This window comes from Chryseobacterium sp. G0162, assembly GCF_003815715.1.
GTDB lineage: Bacteria > Bacteroidota > Bacteroidia > Flavobacteriales > Weeksellaceae > Chryseobacterium.
Genome location: NZ_CP033922.1, coordinates 2,978,312 through 2,996,558 on the forward strand (window position 1 = coordinate 2,978,312; position 18,247 = coordinate 2,996,558).

Annotated in this window: 16 protein-coding genes; 3 read left to right on the forward strand and 13 right to left on the reverse strand. The window is 35.2% G+C overall.

Translation table 11 applies throughout. From position 1 onward, the window contains the following. Positions 1-31: 31 nt before the first annotated feature. Complete coding sequence (locus tag EG344_RS13530; RefSeq protein WP_164464435.1) at positions 32-3,316, reverse strand: T9SS type B sorting domain-containing protein; 3,285 nt, start codon at positions 3,314-3,316, stop codon at positions 32-34. A gap of 251 nt (positions 3,317-3,567) precedes the next feature. Next, the gene (tsf, locus tag EG344_RS13535) at positions 3,568-4,392 is read right to left on the reverse strand and encodes a translation elongation factor Ts (protein WP_065395353.1); all 825 of its coding nucleotides are present in this window, start codon (positions 4,390-4,392) and stop codon (positions 3,568-3,570) included. 143 nt (positions 4,393-4,535) lie between these two features. On the opposite strand from tsf, the gene EG344_RS13540 reads away from it, so the two are divergent. After that, positions 4,536-5,300, forward strand: a complete 765-nt coding sequence (locus EG344_RS13540; protein WP_123909872.1) for a DUF6759 domain-containing protein — start codon at positions 4,536-4,538, stop codon at positions 5,298-5,300. Positions 5,301-5,357: 57 nt separating this feature from the next. Here EG344_RS13540 and EG344_RS13545 read toward each other — a convergent pair whose 3' ends face one another. The 5 genes from EG344_RS13545 to EG344_RS13565 all read right to left on the reverse strand — a co-directional run bounded on the left by EG344_RS13545 (position 5,358) and on the right by EG344_RS13565 (position 10,882). Then, entirely contained in the window at positions 5,358-6,314 is a 957-nt protein-coding gene (locus tag EG344_RS13545; RefSeq protein WP_123857973.1) for an acetyl-CoA carboxylase carboxyltransferase subunit alpha, read from the reverse strand. A 49-nt stretch (positions 6,315-6,363) separates the two neighbouring features. Beyond that, positions 6,364-8,091, reverse strand: coding sequence for a glutamate--tRNA ligase (gltX, locus tag EG344_RS13550; protein ID WP_123909873.1), 1,728 nt, complete (start codon positions 8,089-8,091; stop codon positions 6,364-6,366). A gap of 132 nt (positions 8,092-8,223) precedes the next feature. Beyond that, positions 8,224-8,823, reverse strand: coding sequence for a hypothetical protein (locus EG344_RS13555; RefSeq protein WP_123909874.1), 600 nt, complete (start codon positions 8,821-8,823; stop codon positions 8,224-8,226). A 329-nt stretch (positions 8,824-9,152) separates the two neighbouring features. Beyond that, positions 9,153-9,983, reverse strand: coding sequence for a glycosyltransferase family 2 protein (locus EG344_RS13560; RefSeq protein WP_123909875.1), 831 nt, complete (start codon positions 9,981-9,983; stop codon positions 9,153-9,155). Beyond that, the gene (locus EG344_RS13565; RefSeq protein ID WP_123909876.1) at positions 9,980-10,882 is read right to left on the reverse strand and encodes a glycosyltransferase; all 903 of its coding nucleotides are present in this window, start codon (positions 10,880-10,882) and stop codon (positions 9,980-9,982) included. Before EG344_RS13565 ends, EG344_RS13560 begins: the two co-directional genes overlap by 4 nt. Before the next feature lie 39 nt (positions 10,883-10,921). Here EG344_RS13565 and EG344_RS13570 point away from each other — a divergent pair, with 39 nt between their 5' ends. Next, complete coding sequence (locus EG344_RS13570; RefSeq protein WP_164464436.1) at positions 10,922-12,076, forward strand: glycosyltransferase; 1,155 nt, start codon at positions 10,922-10,924, stop codon at positions 12,074-12,076. Beyond that, complete coding sequence (locus EG344_RS13575; RefSeq protein ID WP_123909877.1) at positions 12,054-13,139, forward strand: glycosyltransferase family 4 protein; 1,086 nt, start codon at positions 12,054-12,056, stop codon at positions 13,137-13,139. Before EG344_RS13570 ends, EG344_RS13575 begins: the two co-directional genes overlap by 23 nt. On the opposite strand, the gene rocD is transcribed toward EG344_RS13575, so the two are convergent. From rocD to EG344_RS13605, 6 genes are all read right to left on the reverse strand, one after another. Beyond that, positions 13,136-14,386: an ornithine--oxo-acid transaminase gene (gene rocD / locus EG344_RS13580; RefSeq protein WP_123909878.1), complete on the reverse strand. Its 1,251-nt coding sequence runs from the start codon at positions 14,384-14,386 to the stop codon at positions 13,136-13,138. The two genes, EG344_RS13575 and rocD, sit on opposite strands and share 4 nt — an antisense overlap. Before the next feature lie 293 nt (positions 14,387-14,679). Continuing rightward, the gene (locus tag EG344_RS13585; RefSeq protein ID WP_123909879.1) at positions 14,680-15,231 is read right to left on the reverse strand and encodes a YdcF family protein; all 552 of its coding nucleotides are present in this window, start codon (positions 15,229-15,231) and stop codon (positions 14,680-14,682) included. 76 nt (positions 15,232-15,307) lie between these two features. Further along, entirely contained in the window at positions 15,308-16,663 is a 1,356-nt protein-coding gene (gene accC, locus EG344_RS13590; RefSeq protein ID WP_123857964.1) for an acetyl-CoA carboxylase biotin carboxylase subunit, read from the reverse strand. Between the two features lie 93 nt (positions 16,664-16,756). Then, positions 16,757-17,239, reverse strand: coding sequence for an acetyl-CoA carboxylase biotin carboxyl carrier protein (gene accB, locus EG344_RS13595; protein WP_123909880.1), 483 nt, complete (start codon positions 17,237-17,239; stop codon positions 16,757-16,759). A gap of 127 nt (positions 17,240-17,366) precedes the next feature. Then, positions 17,367-17,570 (reverse strand): 50S ribosomal protein L32, encoded by a 204-nt coding sequence (gene rpmF, locus EG344_RS13600; protein ID WP_002976251.1) that lies wholly within the window; start codon positions 17,568-17,570, stop codon positions 17,367-17,369. Positions 17,571-17,637: 67 nt separating this feature from the next. Next, entirely contained in the window at positions 17,638-18,168 is a 531-nt protein-coding gene (locus EG344_RS13605; protein ID WP_123909881.1) for a YceD family protein, read from the reverse strand. Between the last annotated feature and the right edge of the window lie 79 nt (positions 18,169-18,247).

The following is an 18,247-nucleotide window of genomic DNA, read 5'->3' on the forward strand; positions in this document are numbered from 1 at the left end:
CTTTTAATAAAATGTAAATAAAAGTTGAAAATTATTCCCGATTTTTAATTAAAAGCCATCCTGAATACGAAACTGGTAATTGAGTGTCCGGTTCAATCCATTTTATAACATACCAATAAGTTCCCGTAGGAAGATTTCTTCCGTTCGATTTTCCGTCCCAGATGTAATTCTTATCGGAAGATTTATACACAGGGTTTCCATATCGATCTGAAACTTCTATGGATACATTTTGTTTGATTCCTACTTCTGAATAGTTCAGGGTATCATTAATGCCATCTCCATTCGGAGTAATCGTATTGATAATATTAACAATCAGGAAGTTTTTAGTTACATGACGACATCCGTCAGCACCTAATACATATACCGTATGAGTCCCTTTATATAATCCTGTAAACACATTGGAAGACTGATAATCAAAACCATTTAATGAATATCTGTAAGGAGGAGTTCCGCCTGTTACATAAACCGTTGCTGTGGTACCAGAAACCTCTATTTTTGAAATGACAGGAGACTGAGCCGTATTAACTTTTACATATTGACGGTACACACATCCATTAGATCCAAGGTCTACATAATAATTTCCTGCAGAAGCACTAATGCTTTGGGCAGTAGCTCCATTGCTCCATAAATAGGATGAAAATCCAGGTCCAGCATCCAAAAGGATTTTGTCATTGGAACAGATGATCTTATCTTGAAGTGTTGTCGATTTTTTAGGTACTTTTAAATTAAGTGTTAAACTACCTGTATTTGCACATGCTGTATTGCTTTGGAATCTTATGTAAAAAGTACCTCCTGAAGAAGTAAGGATCTGTGATGCTGAGATTGGATTAGTTCCTGTTTGCGCATCAGCTGCAGAGGCATAAAAAGATAAGATAACAAGCGGATCAACGGTAAATAAACCTTTATAATCATTCAGATTTACTTGTTCAGAACCGTTAATATCATTATCACAGACATCAGCGGTTGCATTATTCGTAATCAATGGAATTTTGTTTCCTATAGTAAAATTAATCTGTCCGAAGACTGGAGGGCAACTTCCAGTGTTCCCCGTTGCTCTTACATACACTGTTGTGTTGGCTGTATAGGTCCAGTTGGTAGGAAGTGTATTGCTATTTCCTGCAATCGCATCAGCCTGGCTAAGATAATATTTTACTGTAAAAATCGGTGAATTAGCCACAATCAGTGGAGTAACATTGTCAAAGTTGATATGTACGCTTCCATCAACATCACTTCCACAGCTATTAGCATTGAAGCTGGTAGTGTTGATAACAGGTATAGGAAATGTATTTAAAGTAATGGTCGCTATTTTAGAACATCCATAAAAAGTTACATTGGCATATACGTTCCCTGCAGGACCAGTATAATTTAGAGGATTGGCAATTGGCCCTGTTAAATTAGCATTGGTAAAATAAGTTATTGTAACTCCCGGAGTTTGAGTGACGCTGGCCGCTTGCAGATTGTAAGTTCCGTTTCCATTAGCTGCAGCACAGGAAAATAGCACATCATTGGTCACTTTTAAGATATGGGTATTGACTACAATTTTAAAATACTCAAACGCAGCAGGACTTCCATTGCCCTGAATATAATAAGTGAAGGTATCTGTAAAATCTGCAGCCATCCCTGCATTAGGAGTATAGGTAATTTGGCCTGTTGTAGGATTAATCGCAACTGTCCCATTAGTTGGTTGTACAATAATATTGGTGTTGGCAGGAACTACAGGTTGGGTTGAATGGGTAAATGCAGGAATAATTACTTGTGTATTACATGAGCCAATATCATAAGTTGTGGTTGTAATAGGTGGACAAGTTGTATAATCGTATTCTGCAGTAAGCCTAGTTTCACAACTATTTTTGGTGATTTTACAGGTATAGATCCCAGAACCATATAAGTCTGGGCTGATAGTAGAGGTGATAGCACCTGGGATTTCAACACCGTCACGGTACCATTTATAGTCATCATAGCCAGACTCTACTTGTAAAATGACTCCGTTATAACAATCACCAGTTTTAGTAATCACCGGGATCGATGAGAATCCTGCAAAATATCCGCCGTATCCTACAGCTCCGTTTCCTGCGGCAATACCTGCGGTGACTGGTTTGGTTGATTGTACTGTAACGTTTCCTGTTATAGTAGGAATTGAGTAAGTAACCCAGTTTGGGTTTCCGTTTACTGGAGCAGGTCCGTTAGTTGTGATTGGATTTCCGTTAACTGTTACTGTGGCTCCGGTTTGGGTAATAATATTAAGTCTTGCAGTAAAAGAATCACTTCCTATTTTATTAATGAATCCAATTTCGTTGATCTCGGTAGGGAGAAAGCAGCTCAAAGGTGGAATAAAGTTCATCCCTCCTGTAGCATAAATATTCCCGGTGGAAGTTCCTGCTAGTAGTTGATAGACATATACATTATTGGTTGCGGAAATGCTCATGTTAAAGTTTCCGTTAGCCTGAGAAGTGTAATGCGTTCCCTGTACAACATAATGGTCACCTGCATTTAGGGTAGGTCCTAGTGGAGCACCATTTACCGTAAGTTTTGTATTGTTTACTGTGGCAACTACTACAGCAGCTTCCATTCCAGAATTTGCCGGACCGTTTCCTTTTACCATTATGAAGTCTTTTCCTAATCTTTCAACAGGAACAGACTGATCCATCAATACATCAACATTTGTGCTGTTTTGGGTTGTATAGATGCTGTTAAAGTTTCCGTTAGTGACGGATATAGGTTTGTTAGCAACAATTTTCGCGCCTACTAATCCTTTCAAGTTGTTGGTATTAAGGTCGCTTTGTGCTTCAATGATATATGATTTTCCTTTATCAATGGTAAACGTTCTGGATGGAGCGGATACTAAGTCGGAGAAGACTACATTCTGATTATATCCTGATAGCGTTACAGTCGTATTATCTTCAGTAGCGGTAATCCCAATAGTGGAATTTACATAAGGCTTGGCTGATGTATTGGGGGCCATTCCTACAAAGAAGGTTTTTCCAAGACCGGCTAGTCCTTTTGAAGTAATAAATTCTGCCTGATCTTTCACTGCAAATCTGTAGCTGGCAAAAAACTTTTTACTGCCTTTAACATGCAGCCCCATTGAAACAGACTTAAACAGGTTGGCTGCTGTAGAAGCAATCATCATATTATTGGATATAGACTGTTCTATAGGGTTTCCTTTACTGAGTTGTACCGAGGCAATAAGATTATTATTGTTAAAAATCTGTACAGTAAAAGGGACTGTTTCATTAGTAGACAGGTACAAATAACCTTTGGGAGTACCCTGAAGACTGCTTGCAGACATAGGAGCGAACCAGTGTTCTGTATCCAATTGGGCATTAACTAATAAACAAAAAAATGTGCAAAAAGCTAGTAGAAATTTTTTCATGCGTTACTATAAGGGCCGCAAATTTAAGTATTAATCATCACAATTTTATATAAAAAAAACTTGGAATTTTGATTTGCTTTAGAATTGTTGAATATTTAAAATTTGCTTCATTTTGCGTTCATATTCATTAAGATAGTCCATAAAAAAATCCCGGTGAATAATTTCACCGGGATTCTATATTTTAAAAAGCTGGATTATAAGCTTACTCTTATAAATCCTGTTACTTTTAGATCTGCATTTACAGATTTTACATAATCAGCAACTGAGATACTAGAGTCTTTAATGAAGTCTTGGTGTACCAAAGTGTTGTCTTTGTAGAATCTTTGCATTTTACCTTTCAAGATATTATCGATGATGTTTGCAGGCTTACCTTCTTCAGTAAGTTTGTGTCTTTCGATCTCTAATTCTTTGTCGATAGTTTCTTGAGAAACTCTAGTTTCGTCAAGAGCGATTGGGTTCATCGCAGCAGCTTGCATAGAAACAGATTTAGCAACTTCATCAGCTCCGTCTACTTTTGCAGAAAGAGAAGTAATTGCAGCAATTTTGTTTCCTGCGTGGATGTAAGCTCCTAGGAATGGTCCTTCGATTCTTTCGAATGTACCAATTTCGATTTTTTCACCGATAACACCTGTCTGCTCAATCAATTTCTCAGCAACAGTCATTCCGTGGAAATCTGTAGCTAATAATTCTTCTTTAGTAGCAGCGAAGATTGCCATTTCAGCTAATTCGTAAGCTAGCTCGATGAAAGCTTCGTTTTTACCAACGAAGTCAGTTTCGCAGTTTAAAGAGATAATAGCACCTAAAGTGTTATCTTCGTTTACTCTTGCGATTACAGCTCCTTCAGTAGATTCTCTGTCAGCTCTGTTAGCAGCAACTTTTTGTCCTTTTTTTCTAAGGATATCCACTGCTTTTTCGAAGTCTCCTTCTGCTTCAACTAGAGCTTTTTTGCAGTCCATCATACCTGCACCTGTTTGGTTTCTTAATTTAGCTACATCTGCAGCAACTGGTGTATAAGACATAATATCTATTATTTTTTATTTAAGATTAGTATTAATTTTTAGCTTAATTTTAGAGCAGTGCAAAGATAATGATTTTAATGATAAACTAAAAAATGACTTTTCACGTTATTAATATATTTAATACTATTTTAAAGATTTGATTAATGAAAAAAATCTTCCTTCTCCTTTTTGTAAGCATTTTTGCGCTTGGTTTTTCTCAAAAAAAGAAAAAAACAAAATCTAAAGCTGTTGTTGAAAAAGAAACAGTGATTATTTATACGGAGCAGGAAGCAGAGGTCTCAAAAGAAACAAGAGTGATTGCCGGTTTTATTAAACAAAATCCTGGACATGCACGAACAGATTTCTTTAAAAAAAGGTTGATGGATATTATCATGGCTGATAATTCACCTGAAGCAAAACCTACCATAAGGCCGATCAGCAAAGAAAAAATTGAAAATATTGTTAAAAATAATGAGCTGAATAGTGGGAAAGTAATGGCTGCCAATAAAGCATCTACTGCCAATAATAGCAAGAATGCGGATAAAGTAAATAATGCCATCAATGCATTGAAAGAAGAAAGATTGGCAAACTATGCTTCAGCAGGGACTGCAAAAAGTGCAGGTTCTTCGGTGAAATCGGAACCTAGTGAAGCGAATAAGAAGACAGCGGCCATGCTTACACACCTTTTTAATAATGATATCAATAAGAATGAAGCGTATATCAATATTAAAAACAGATCAAGCTGTAATCTGATCGTGAAAATAAGTGGTAAAAAATATTATAATTTAAGTGTTCCTGCCCGAGGGGAAAACTTTATTTTGATTGATAAAGGAGAATATGTATTGACTACAATGGTGTGTGATGCAAAATATTCTTCACTGAAAAAAATTACTCAGGATATAGAGATTGCTCTCAATATTGCTGATTAATGAAGAAGAAAACTAAAATAAAAAAGGTTAAGAAATTTTCTTAACCTTTTTTATTTTTTATCCTTTAAACTGACCCATCGCAATGAATTTATCCTGTCTCTGGGTTTCAAGCTCTTGTCCTGTAAATTTAGAGAACGCTTTGATATTTTGTAAAATAGAATTTTTCAAGTTCAAATAAGTGGTCTCCTGGTCGTAGTGAGCACCTCCTAGGGGTTCCTCAATAATTCCGTCAATGAACTTTTCTCTTAAAGCATCCTGAGGAGTAAGGTTTAATGCATTAGCAGCATCTTCCTTATGATCCCAGTTTCTCCATAAGATAGAAGAGCAACTTTCTGGCGCAATTACCGTATACCATGTGTTTTCCAGCATATATACTTTATTACCTACACCTATTCCTAATGCTCCACCACTTGCTCCTTCTCCAATAATGTAAGTGAAGATCGGCGTTTTCAGCTGAACCATTTCAAAAATATTTCTTGCAATCGCTTCACCTTGTCCTCTTTCTTCAGCTTCTAATCCTGGATAAGCTCCCGGTGTATCCACTAAAGTTACTACAGGAATGTTGAATTTCTCAGCAAGCTTCATTAGTCTTAAAGCTTTTCTGTATCCTTCAGGATTTGGCATCCCGAATCTTCTATGCTGTCTTTCCTTAGTTGTTCTTCCTTTTTGAGTCCCTATGATCATTACTCTCTGACCATCCAGGGTCATCAATCCTCCAATCATTGCCGGATCATCAGCGAAATTTCTGTCTCCGTGAAGTTCTAAGAAACTGCCTTTGTCTGCCATTCCGTGGATATAGTCCAATGTATAAGGACGATCCGGGTGACGGGACAGTTGTACTCTTTGCCAAGGTGTAAGATTGCTATAGATTTCTTTTTTCTTTTCTAAAATCTTATCCTCAATCTGGCTGCATGCTAATTTTACATCAACACCACTTTCTTCTCCTACTAAAGAACACGTCTGGTATTGGTCCATCAATTCTTTGATAGGAAGTTCGAAACTTAAATATTCCATTTCTTGAAGTAAATTAAATCTTTCAAATGTATGAAAAATTATGGTAATTTTATTTAAAATTATTTATAGCATTGCTTATTCTGGCGATACTTTCCTCTTTTCCAATGATTTCCAGAATGTCCGGAACGTCTGGTCCTTTCAATTCTCCTACCAAAGCTAAACGAAGTGGCATCATTACTTTACCCATTCCCAAGCCTTTATTTTCCGCGAAATCATGCATCGTTTGCTTTATTGTTTCTGCAACGAAGTCTGTAGATTGGAATAGGGTAGCCAATTCTCCTAAAATAGCAGATGTTTCGTCATTCCATGCTTTTTTAGATGCTTTTTCATCATATGAGGTTGGGGCTTCAAAGAAGAATTTTCCGTTTTCATAGATGTCTTTAGGGAAAGTAGCCCTTTCCTTCATCAGAGGAATTACTTTTAATAGCTTTTCGTCAGAAGCATTGGATAAATCAAGGCCTGAGTTTTTAAGCATTTCAAGAAGTTCTTCATCTGACTTCATCTGAATGTACTGATGGTTGAACCATTCTGATTTTTCTTTGCTGAATCTTGCTCCTGCCTTATGAACTTTATGAAGATCAAATTCCTTAGCCATTTCTTCTAAAGAAAGAACTTCTTTATCATCTGCCGGAGACCATCCTAATAATGCTACCATATTGATGAATGCATCAGGAAGGTATCCGTTTTCTCTGTATCCTTTAGAAACAGCATCTGTTGCAGGGTCTTTGAAGTCAAGCGGGAATACAGGGAATCCAAATTTATCACCATCTCTTTTGCTTAATTTTCCTGAAAGCCCTTTCTTTAAAAATTGCTTTACTGCAGCAGTTAGTGGATTATCTTTATCATTTTCGCCCAACATAGATTTGAATCTAGGGCTTTTTACTTCCGCAAAGAATGATTTGATGATCGGTGCAGACTCATCGAAAGAAAACTGACCATTCTTCACCACAAATTCATCGGTGAAAGATTTTGTGATCTCATCAATATTATCTTTGTTGATTAAAGTTGAAACATCAGGCTTTAATATTAATGAAAGGTGAGCAAATTGCGGCGCTTCCCAGCCCATTGCTTCATATAATAAAGTATGCAGTCCTAGAGATGGCAGCCATTCTTCTCCACGGATTACATGAGAAATTTCCATTTCGTGGTCATCAATGATGTTGGCGAAGTGGTATGTTGGCATTCCGTCATTTTTTACCAAAACTTTATCATCTAATGTATTGGTATTAACCGCAGATTTTCCACGGATGATATCTTCAAGATTCAATACTCTGTCTACAGGCATTTTGAATCTCACTACATATGGTGTTTTTTCATCCAATAATTTCTGAACTTCTTCCTCAGAAAGTGCAAGACTGTTTTTTAAACGGTTTCTCGTTTTATTATCATAAGAGAAAACTTCTCCGTTTGCTTCGAATTCTGCACGTACAGCATCTAATTCTTCCGGAGTATCAAATGCCATATAAGCATAATCTGTTTTCAAGATCTGCTCAGTATATCTGTCATAAATATCTCTTCTTTCAGATTGTCTGTAAGGGGCAAATTTTCCTCCTTTCTTAGGACTTTCATCAGGGATAATTCCACACCATTCTAAAGCTTCTTCAATGTATTCTTCAGCTCCTTCTACATATCTGGCGGTATCTGTATCTTCAATTCTTAATACAAATTCTCCCCCTTGATTTTTAGCAAAAAGGTAATCATATAATGCAGTTCTTACGCCTCCCAAATGTAAAGGTCCGGTAGGACTTGGAGCAAAACGTACTCTTACTTTCTCCATTTCAATTTAAATTTTGGTGCAAATTTACTTAAAGTAACTTGAAAAATAAATTGTTTCATTTGATTATGTAAGAAAAGCATAAAAAAAAACTATCTGAAAACAGATAGTTTTTTTATGTTGAAAAGTTTTTATTTAATAGATATTTGTAATGTCCTCTACGGCAATTTCGTGTCTTTCAGAATCATTTCCTTCAAGAATAAAAGTTGCATAATAGCGGGTACCATTTATTGCATGCGTTTTTTTAATGATTTGAAGTTTAAATCTAGGATTTGAAACGGTTCCGGAATATGTATTTGTTGACCATATAGCATTTCCTGAAACATAGGGCTGTGCTTTGTATAATACCAAATTACCATCGGTTTGTGCATTTAAAAAAGGTTGAGCCACGCCATTACCCAAATTTGTATTGGATGCCCATTTTACCGGATGAGGTACTGGTCCCCAAAAATTGATAGGACTTGCATAAAGGACCAGGTTAGAATCAAATTGAAGATCCAGATGTAAGTTCACATTTCCGTAGTTTAAAACTAAAGATTGCCCAGCATTAAGGCTTGATATTCTGTGGCTTTCAGCAAGTACCTCAGTCTTTGTCAATGAAATCTTTTCCTGTGCATTCATATTTTTGGCAGTTTGTACAGGGGTTTGCTCCGTCATTGAATCGGTTTCTCTTGAGCATGATGTGATGGCTAACGTTAATAAAGTTAAAGTTGAAATTTTTAATAGTTTTGTCATGGAAATTTATAATTTTCCGGCAAAGATAATTAAATTTCTATATTTGGTGAATAAAATAATATTAATTTTGTTAATACTGATGGGCGTTCGTATGAATATCTACACTTGTATTAACTCACTTATTTGAGATTTTAAATACTTTCAAAGGCATACTGTCAACAATGAAATAAGTTTCAAACCCATTAAATATTTCAGATAGCTGTAACCTTATCATATTTGTAAAACTCACTAATTTTCTTCTTCGACAATTATCAACTATTCTTTCAGTCTTGCTTATAAAAACTTCTAAAATTCTTTCGTAATTTGCTCTCAAGTTGTAATTTATTTTTCTAAAAAAGAGATCTTATAGCACGTTCAACTTTATAAATGGTTTTGTACGTAAAGGTTTTTTTTATTTTTTTTAGGGTTTGCCTGGTTTCAAATACATTTTGAAGCTCAGCTAAAGAAAGATCTGAATCTAAGATTTTGGAATAAAGATCACGATGTTTGTGAAAAATATATCCCTCCATTTGATTTTGTTTGGCTTTACTTTCTTGCAGTGATTTTAACATGGAGCTTTCTCTTTGTCTGTAAAAAAACTGTACAGAATCTAATTGTATCACAACATCATCTTTCTTTAAAAGTTGAATCCAAAATTCCCAGTCTTCATATCCAAATTTCATATTGATATCATACCCGTTGGTTTTTAGGTAATCTTCTTTCTTGAAAATTCCGGAACAGAAGAGATGGTTAGCGAATAATAAGGTTTCATAATCGTATTTTCTGAGATCCCAAGGCCCAGTTTTAGCATCAAAAAATTCAGCTTTACAGTATACCAATGCAAGCTTTGGATTTTTTGCAAACTCCTTTTGGGCTAGTTCTATATATTGAGCTCCTATTTTATCATCACCATCCAGAGGGAGAATATATTTTCCTTTTGCCGCTTTTATTCCGCTATTTCTGCTGGCAGCAAGCCCTTGATTTTCCTGATTAAGCTTGCTGAAACGAAAATCTTTAGCACAATAAGCATCAATTATTGCTTCAGAATGATCCGTTGAACCATCATTTACGATGATACACTCCCAGGTGTCTGCAGTCTGGGCCAAAACGGAATCTAAGGTTTCAGCAAGGTATTTCTCCTGATTATAACAGGGAACAACAATAGATACGATTTCATTCATAATTTTCCTGTTTTTCCGATTAATCCATGAATTATTCCTCTAAGGATATTCCTGGAAAATGATTTGTTTTCTTTAATGTTTCCTTTTGAAGATAAGAATTTTTTACGGGCAACAATCAAACGTTCCCGAATTACAAAAAATAGATTCCCAGAATGTTTTTTTGTGAACCAGATTCTGTTTCTGGTCATATAGTATTCATAAACTTTTCCTCTGCAGCTGTCAGATTGATAAGCCACAAGGTTTGTATCAATTGCAATTTTCCAGCGGTTACTTTTTTTGATTCTGTAGCACCATTCCGATTCCTCATAATACATGAATAAATCTGCTTCCATATATCCCATATCATCCAGAACTTCCTTTTTGAACATCATAGCACTTCCATTGATATAAGCCATATCATAAGTCATTCCTTTGGATGGTACATCTTGTACATTTTTCAGAAAATTGATATGATTCCCTTCAAATCCTTTTCTAGGAAATAATAAACCGCCATCAGAAAAAATGATATTAGGTTTGGTATGATAAAGCAATCTTGGACCTATTACTGCTAATGAAGAATCAGATTTTAAATGTAAATAAAGCTGTTCAATCGTAAGAGCATTTATATGAATATCAGGATTAAGAATAAAAAAATATTTCTTTCCCCAATCAATTGCCTGTTTAATGGCCCAATTATTGGCATAGGCATATCCAAGATTATTTCCCATCTGATGAAAGAAAAACTGATGACTGTTACAGTAGGCTTCTAATTCTTTTCCATCGTTAGAGTTATTATCAAGAATAATAAAAGAATCATTGCTGATTTCACCTTTATCGGTGAGGGTTGATAACTGTCTGATGATCTCTTTAGAGGAGTTATAATTTAATATTATTATAATTAATTCTTTTATATCTCTCATTAAATAGTCATATTTGTAGCCGCAAAAATAATAAATATAATGAAAAAGAAAGTGCTTTATTTTATGCCTGATAATCCGATGTCTGGAAAGGCCGGAAATACTACCAGGCTGAATTATATGCTTTCTTATTTCAATGAGAACAGGGATCTGGATGTGACTTTTGTTTCATTAAGAGATTGGGGAATGTGGAAAAAAGAAGAAGAAACCCTGTTTTATGAGAAGTTTCCGAATATTCAGTTGCATCTTTTAGATAAGAAATATAAAAAGAGTTTTATTAAATATCTTTTTTTATATAAAATACCCTATTTATTCAAAAAAAATTCGATAGATACAACAAGCTATATTCTTAGAAAAGAATTTTCGGATATTATTAAAAAATCCACTTTTGATTTTGCAATAATAAGCTATGCTACATGGGGAAGACTCATTAATGAATTGTCTGACAGTACCTATACAATTATAGATACTCATGATTTTATTACTGCACAGAGCCGCCACAAATGTACCATTGGAAAACTATTTCAAGATGAGATTTCCATTTTAAAACAATATGATAATATCTGGACTTATTCGGTAGAGGAAGAGTATATATTTGATCAATTTACTAATAAGAAAGTAACTTTGATGCCTGTTTCATTTCCTGAGAACTTGAGTGAAAAGAAAACTGAGTTTAAATATGATATTCTTTATGTTGCCAGCGATAATCCACACAATATAAAAGGAATTCAGTGGTTTTTAAAAGAAGTATTACCTTTGTTGAATAATGTTAAAGTGCATATCATCGGTAAGATTGGTAAGGCAATTGCAGAAGATTACCCAAATGTCATTAAATATGGGATTGTAGACGACTTACAGGAATTTTATAATCATGCAAGAGTTGCCATTTGTCCGATGCTAAGTGGAACAGGTGTGAAAATTAAAGTATTGGAAGCCCTATCTTACGGTTTACCAGTTGTAACAAACAGAAGAGGAGTAGATGGGCTCATTAATAAAAAAAATAACGGATGTTTAGTAAGTCAGAATCCTGTTGAATTTTCAAAAGCTATTCATCAGTTAATGAATGATCATGTTTTTTATGAAAATGTAAAGATGCAAGGAATTTGTTATTTTAAAGAAAACCATAACCCAAAAATAGAAAAAGAAATTCTTGATTCTATTTTTTATAAAATTTATGAAGAAAAAAATTTTAATTGATCTCGAACGTCTAAGATACCCCCATTCAGGGATTGCGAATGTATTCAGAAATCTGGCAAAAGGTTTACAGGAGGAGAATTCTAAGTTTGAAATATTTTTTTTCGGGAAAAAAGAACAGCTTGAGGAATTCGAGCCTAAGCCTAATTGTGTTTTCTGGAATAAAACCCATCGTTTTTTTGAGCGTTTTAGCGGCGAGTTTGATCTTATTCATGTAAGTCACCAGCTGTCCTCGTACTTTCATAGAAATTATAAAAGCACAATAAAAATTGTTACTCTGCATGATCTGAACTTTCTGTATGAGAATCTTTCCAATTCTAAAAAGAGAAAAATGCTTGGGAAAGTTAGAAGTAATGTGAAAAATGCAGACTATATTGTTTGTATTTCTGAGTATGCAAAAGAGAGTTTTATTCGCAATAAGAGGCTTTTTAATTTTACTAAACTAAAAGATGTTGTGGTTATACACAACGGAATTGATCTCCCAGCAGATAGAGAATATCAGTTGGGTAAATACGGCTATTTAAAAGATAAAAAGTATATTTTAAACATTGGAGTGCTTTTCAACAAAAAAAATCAGTTGACCTTGGTTGAAATGCTTCCTTATATAGAAGAAGATCTTGTATTTATTGCTTCAGATGAGAAATTATTGTACGGGCAAGAAGTGAGAACAAGAATTAAAGAACTGCACCTGGAACAAAGAGTCCATTTTCTTAAAAATCTTTCTGAGGAAGAGAAATATGCAGTAATTCAGCATTCCGAAGCCATGTGCCATCCTTCTATTGCAGAAGGTTTTGGGATTCCGCCGATTGAAGCTATGGCCTTTGGTAAGCCTGTATTTCTTTCAACATATACGAGTCTTCCTGAAATAGGAGGAGATAAAGCTTTTTATTTTGACAGTTTTGAACCGAAATTAATGGCTCAGCTGTTTCAGGAGAAAATGGCTCTTTACCATAGCAATGAAAAAGAAATGAGCCAGGAAATAAAAAATTGGACAGAGCAATATAGTTATACCGCAATGTCCAATAATTATCTTAATTTTTATGAATCTGTTCTGAAGGAAAATTAAGCTTTATATTCCAGAATAGTTTTTTCAATAATTTTTACACAGTCTAATAATTGCTCTTCCGTAATAACCAAAGGTGGTGCTAATCTGATGATGTTACCGTGTGTTGGTTTTGCAAGCAATCCGTTTTCTTTTAACTGTAAACAAAGATTCCATGCTGTAGAGCTGTCCGGAGTGTGATTGATTAAAATAGCATTTAAAAGACCCTTTCCTCTTACTTTGGTAATAAGATCTGTTTTTTTGATCAACTTATTGATCTCAGCTCTGAAAATCTGACCAAGTTCTTCTGCTCTTTCAGATAATTTTTCATCAGCTACTACATCTAATGCAGCTACAGCTACGGCACAGGCAATTGGGTTTCCTCCGAATGTAGAACCGTGTTGTCCCGGCTTAATCACATTCATGATCTCATCATTGGCTAATACTGCTGATACTGGGTACATTCCTCCTGAAAGGGCTTTTCCAAGAATTAAAATATCCGGTTGTACATTTTCATGATGACAAGCAATCAGTTTTCCTGTTCTTGCAATACCTGTCTGCACTTCATCGGCAATGAAAAGGACATTGTATTTTTTACACAGCTCAGAAGCATTTTTAAGGAAGTTCTCATCCGGAACATACACTCCTGCTTCTCCCTGGATAGGTTCTACAAGGAATGCTGCAATATTTCCTGCTTCTCTGCTTAATACTTCTTCCAGTGCGGTAATGTCATTGTAAGGAATTTTGATAAACCCTGGGGTAAAAGGTCCGTAATTTTGGTTAGCATCAGGATCATTGGAGAAAGAAACAATAGTGGTTGTTCTTCCGTGGAAATTATTTTCACAAACGATGATCTTTGCAGCATTTTCTGAAATACCTTTTACTTCATAGCTCCATTTTCTGGCAAGCTTCACCGCGGTTTCTACGGCTTCAGCTCCGGAGTTCATCGGTAATACTTTGTCAAACCCGAAAAGAGTTGTGATCTTCTGCTCGTATTCTCCTAATTTCGAGTTGTAGAATGCTCTTGAAGTTAAAGCCAGTTTTTTAGCTTGTTCTACCAAAGCTTCTACAATTTTAGGGTGCGAGTGACCCTGGTTCACAGCAGAATATGCTGAAAGAAAATCATAATACCTTTTGCCCTCTACATCCCAAACGAAAACACCTTCTCCGCGGTCCAGAACTACTGGTAGAGGATGATAGTTATGCGCTCCATGTTTGTCTTCAAGGTCAATAAAGTACTGTGAATTTTTTGTTGTTTCTGCTGTTGACATATTGTTGGTTTTTTACAAATTTACGCAATATTAATGAGATCAATGAACAAATACCTGATGCAGTCAAAGATCAGAACTGAAGTAAATTTTGAGGCAAAATATAGTAGGATCAGAGAATATTTTCTTTGCTGGTCAATTGTAGCAGGTATTATATCTTTATAAGAAGCGGATTTTTCCAGATTAATTTTCATTAATCTGGAAATGGGTTGAGAGTGAGAGAATTATATTAGGTAGTTGTGAAAGCTATCAGTTTTTTTGATTTTTTGGACAGATTCAGATATATTGTTGTTGTTTTAAAAATAATAAGCGAAAAACTCCCTGAAAACTGAATAGAAGTCTCTTATTTCAAAATAGAGCGGACTTGAACCTTCAATATTTTCAACATGATGTTCCCTGAACAGTTTTTTGATTCTGGTCTGATGATAAAACTGTGAAACTGAAATAATACTGCTATACTTTAGGCTATCAGCAATTTTTATGGTATTGATAACGGTCTTCTCAGTGTTGTCTCCAAAGTCATCCACAAGAATTTTATCTGAAGGTATTTTATTTTTTACCAGATACTTTTTCATTTCCGTACCTTCCCAGTAACCTTCTTTGCCCAGACCACCACTAACCAGGATCTCTTTGATTTGGTTTTTCTGATAGAGTTCAATACTTTTATCTAATCTTGCTTGTAATCGTAGAGAAAGACTGCCATCTTCGTTCACTTTATTCCCGAAAACTACAGCAAGGTCTGCTTTTTGTTTAGAATTCGTAAGCCCATCATAAGTAATATACAGAGCATGAATCATAAACCAGAAGAAGCCGGCTATCATAATTGATTTTAAAATTTTGGTCAGCATATCTTGTTATTAATATATACGAAAATAAAAAACTGCCCCAAAGAGAGGCAGTTTAAAATTTTTATTTTAAATAATCTTAATGATTATCATATTTCTTATCCATTACAAAATCCTCCATGAACTTTGTAGTGTAGTTTCCTGCAAGATAATCTTCATTATCCATCAGTTGTCTGTGGAAAGGAATCGTTGTTTTTACTCCTTCAATATAGAATTCCTCAAGTGCACGTCTCATTTTTGCAATCGCTTCCTCACGGGTTTGAGCCGTAGTGATAAGCTTAGCAATCATAGAGTCGTAGTTAGAAGGAATGCTGTATCCGGAGTATACGTGAGTATCTACTCTGATTCCGTGTCCGCCAGGAATATTTAATCCTGTGATTTTTCCTGGAGACGGTCTGAAGTCTGCATATGGGTCTTCTGCGTTGATTCTACATTCGATTGAATGTAATTTCGGGTAATAATTGATTCCTGAAATAGGAGTTCCCGCCGCAAGAAGAATTTGTTCTCTGATAAGGTCATAATCGATAACCTGTTCAGTAATAGGGTGTTCTACCTGGATTCTTGTATTCATTTCCATGAAATAGAAATTTCTGTGCTTGTCTACAAGGAATTCGATAGTTCCTACTCCTTCGTATCCAATAAATTCAGCAGCTTTTACAGCAGCATCACCCATTTTTTCACGAAGTTCGTCAGTCATAAACGGAGAAGGTGTTTCTTCCGTTAATTTTTGGTTTCTTCTCTGTACAGAACAGTCTCTTTCAGAAAGGTGACAAGCTTTACCAAATTGGTCACCTGCAACCTGAATTTCGATGTGTCTAGGTTCTTCAATCAGTTTCTCCATATACATACCTCCGTTTCCAAAGGCAGCTACAGCTTCCTGAATTGCAGACTCCCAGTGATCTTTAAGGTCTTCAGCTTTCCAAACGGCTCTCATCCCTTTACCACCACCACCGGCAGTTGCTTTAATCATTACAGGGTATCCTGTTTCTTCAGCAACTTTTACAGCATGCTCATAAGATTCAATCAATCCGTCAGAACCAGGTACACATGGTACACCTGCAGCTTTCATGGTAGCCTTGGCATTGGCCTTATCTCCCATTTTCTCAATCTGCTCAGGAGAAGCTCCGATGAACTTGATTCCATTCTTTTGGCAGATTCTTGAGAAGTTAGCATTCTCTGATAAGAATCCATAACCTGGGTGAATCGCATCAGCATTGGTAATTTCTGCAGCTGCAATAATATTAGGGATTTTAAGATATGAGTCTTTGCTCATTGCAGGACCAATACAAACAGCTTCATCAGCAAATCTTACGTGAAGACTGTCTTTATCAGCAGTAGAGTATACCGCTACGGTTTTGATCCCCATTTCTTTACAAGTACGTAGAATACGCATTGCAATTTCGCCACGATTGGCTATTAATATTTTCTTGAACATCTCTCCGAAATTTTAAATTATAAATTTTGAATTTTAAATTATTTTAAATGAAAAGACTTCATCTAAAATTTATAATCTTTAATCTAAAATTCCTTAAGATGGATCTACTAAGAATAATGGTTGGTCATATTCTACCGGAGTAGCATCGTCAACTAAAATTTTAACGATTTTTCCGCTGACTTCAGATTCAATCTGGTTGAATAACTTCATTGCTTCAATAACGCAAACTACTTTACCAACAGAAACTTCATCACCTACATTTGCAAATACATCTTTATCAGGAGATGGTTTTCTGTAGAATGTACCAATCATTGGAGATTTGATCGTTATATATTTGCTGTCATCAGATGCAGCTTCAGCTTTTTCAGCAGGTGCAGCAGCAGGAGTTGCAACAGGTGCTGGAGCAGCTACTGCTTGTGGAGCTGTGTGGTATACTGCAGGTTGTGCATAAACAGCATCGCTTCCAGCTAATGGAGTTTTAATAGTGATTTCGAAATCTTTAGTCTTGTACTTCACTTCTGAAACTTCAGCCTTAGATACAAACTTGATAAGATTTTGTATGTCTTTAATGTCCATAAATTTGATATTTGATTTTGATCCAAAGATACCAAAAAAACGTAAAAAACAACAAAAAACCGCCAAATTTTATCAAAATTGGGCGGTTTTTGTATTAAAATGAGGCTTTTTCAGTGAAAAGCGACTCTTAGTTTTCTTCAGTAGCAGCTACTTCTTTTTCCAATACTACTTTACCTCTGTAGTACAATTTTCCTTCATGCCAGTGAGCTCTGTGGTATAGGTGAAGCTCTCCTGTTGTTGCATCTTTAGCTAATTGAGGAACTACAGCTTTGTAGTGAGTTCTTCTCTTATCTCTTCTTGTCGACGACTGTCTTCTCTTTGGATGTGCCATTTTCTAATAACTTTTTTAATTGATGAGCGATGAGATTCATCATCTCATCATATTTAAATTATTCTATTTAATTATTGTCTCTTAATTTTCTTAAAGCATCCCATCTCGGGTCGCTTTCATGTTCTTCTTCTTCAGTTTCCTCAATTTCTTTTGGACTGAACTGGTCAAGAATTTTTATATCTTCATCACTTACATTCGGTGATATTTTTTTCATCGGGATAGAAAGCATGACATTTTCATATATCAAATGTGCGATATTAAAAGCATGATCTCCTGTAGGAATTGTAATGACATCTTCATTGCTGTCATCGTATTCTTCCCCAAAATTCACCAGAACTTTGATTTCATTCTCAATAGGATAGTCGAAATCTTCATTTGTGATATCACAAACCAACTCAACCAATCCTTTTATTTTAATCTCAAATTCCAGAAAAGTAGTATGCTTATCAAGTAATGCCTGTACTTCTATTCTAGGATTTGTAAATTCCTGCTCAGTGTCAAATAATTGAAAGAACGTATTATCTATCTCAAACTTGAACTCGTGTTTCCCGTTTTTAAGTCCGGAAAAGCTTACGTCATAGTTTCTTAACTTGTCCATAAAATGAGTGTGCAAAAATATGCATTTTTTTTATAATAACAAATAAAATCTAAAACAAATTAATTTAAAATTTGTTTTA

Excerpts from the sequence above, each read along its gene's own strand:
- tsf (WP_065395353.1), bottom strand. The coding sequence starts at position 4,392 with ATGTCTTATACACCAGTTGCTGCAGATGTAGCTAAATTAAGAAACCAA.
- EG344_RS13540 (WP_123909872.1), top strand. The coding sequence starts at position 4,536 with ATGAAAAAAATCTTCCTTCTCCTTTTTGTAAGCATTTTTGCGCTTGGT.
- EG344_RS13545 (WP_123857973.1), bottom strand. The coding sequence starts at position 6,314 with ATGGAATATTTAAGTTTCGAACTTCCTATCAAAGAATTGATGGACCAA.
- gltX (WP_123909873.1), bottom strand. The coding sequence starts at position 8,091 with ATGGAGAAAGTAAGAGTACGTTTTGCTCCAAGTCCTACCGGACCTTTA.
- EG344_RS13555 (WP_123909874.1), bottom strand. The coding sequence starts at position 8,823 with ATGACAAAACTATTAAAAATTTCAACTTTAACTTTATTAACGTTAGCC.
- EG344_RS13560 (WP_123909875.1), bottom strand. The coding sequence starts at position 9,983 with ATGAATGAAATCGTATCTATTGTTGTTCCCTGTTATAATCAGGAGAAA.
- EG344_RS13565 (WP_123909876.1), bottom strand. The coding sequence starts at position 10,882 with ATGAGAGATATAAAAGAATTAATTATAATAATATTAAATTATAACTCC.
- EG344_RS13570 (WP_164464436.1), top strand. The coding sequence starts at position 10,922 with ATGAAAAAGAAAGTGCTTTATTTTATGCCTGATAATCCGATGTCTGGA.
- EG344_RS13575 (WP_123909877.1), top strand. The coding sequence starts at position 12,054 with ATGAAGAAAAAAATTTTAATTGATCTCGAACGTCTAAGATACCCCCAT.
- rocD (WP_123909878.1), bottom strand. The coding sequence starts at position 14,386 with ATGTCAACAGCAGAAACAACAAAAAATTCACAGTACTTTATTGACCTT.
- EG344_RS13585 (WP_123909879.1), bottom strand. The coding sequence starts at position 15,231 with ATGCTGACCAAAATTTTAAAATCAATTATGATAGCCGGCTTCTTCTGG.
- accC (WP_123857964.1), bottom strand. The coding sequence starts at position 16,663 with ATGTTCAAGAAAATATTAATAGCCAATCGTGGCGAAATTGCAATGCGT.
- accB (WP_123909880.1), bottom strand. The coding sequence starts at position 17,239 with ATGGACATTAAAGACATACAAAATCTTATCAAGTTTGTATCTAAGGCT.
- rpmF (WP_002976251.1), bottom strand. The coding sequence starts at position 17,570 with ATGGCACATCCAAAGAGAAGACAGTCGTCGACAAGAAGAGATAAGAGA.
- EG344_RS13605 (WP_123909881.1), bottom strand. The coding sequence starts at position 18,168 with ATGGACAAGTTAAGAAACTATGACGTAAGCTTTTCCGGACTTAAAAAC.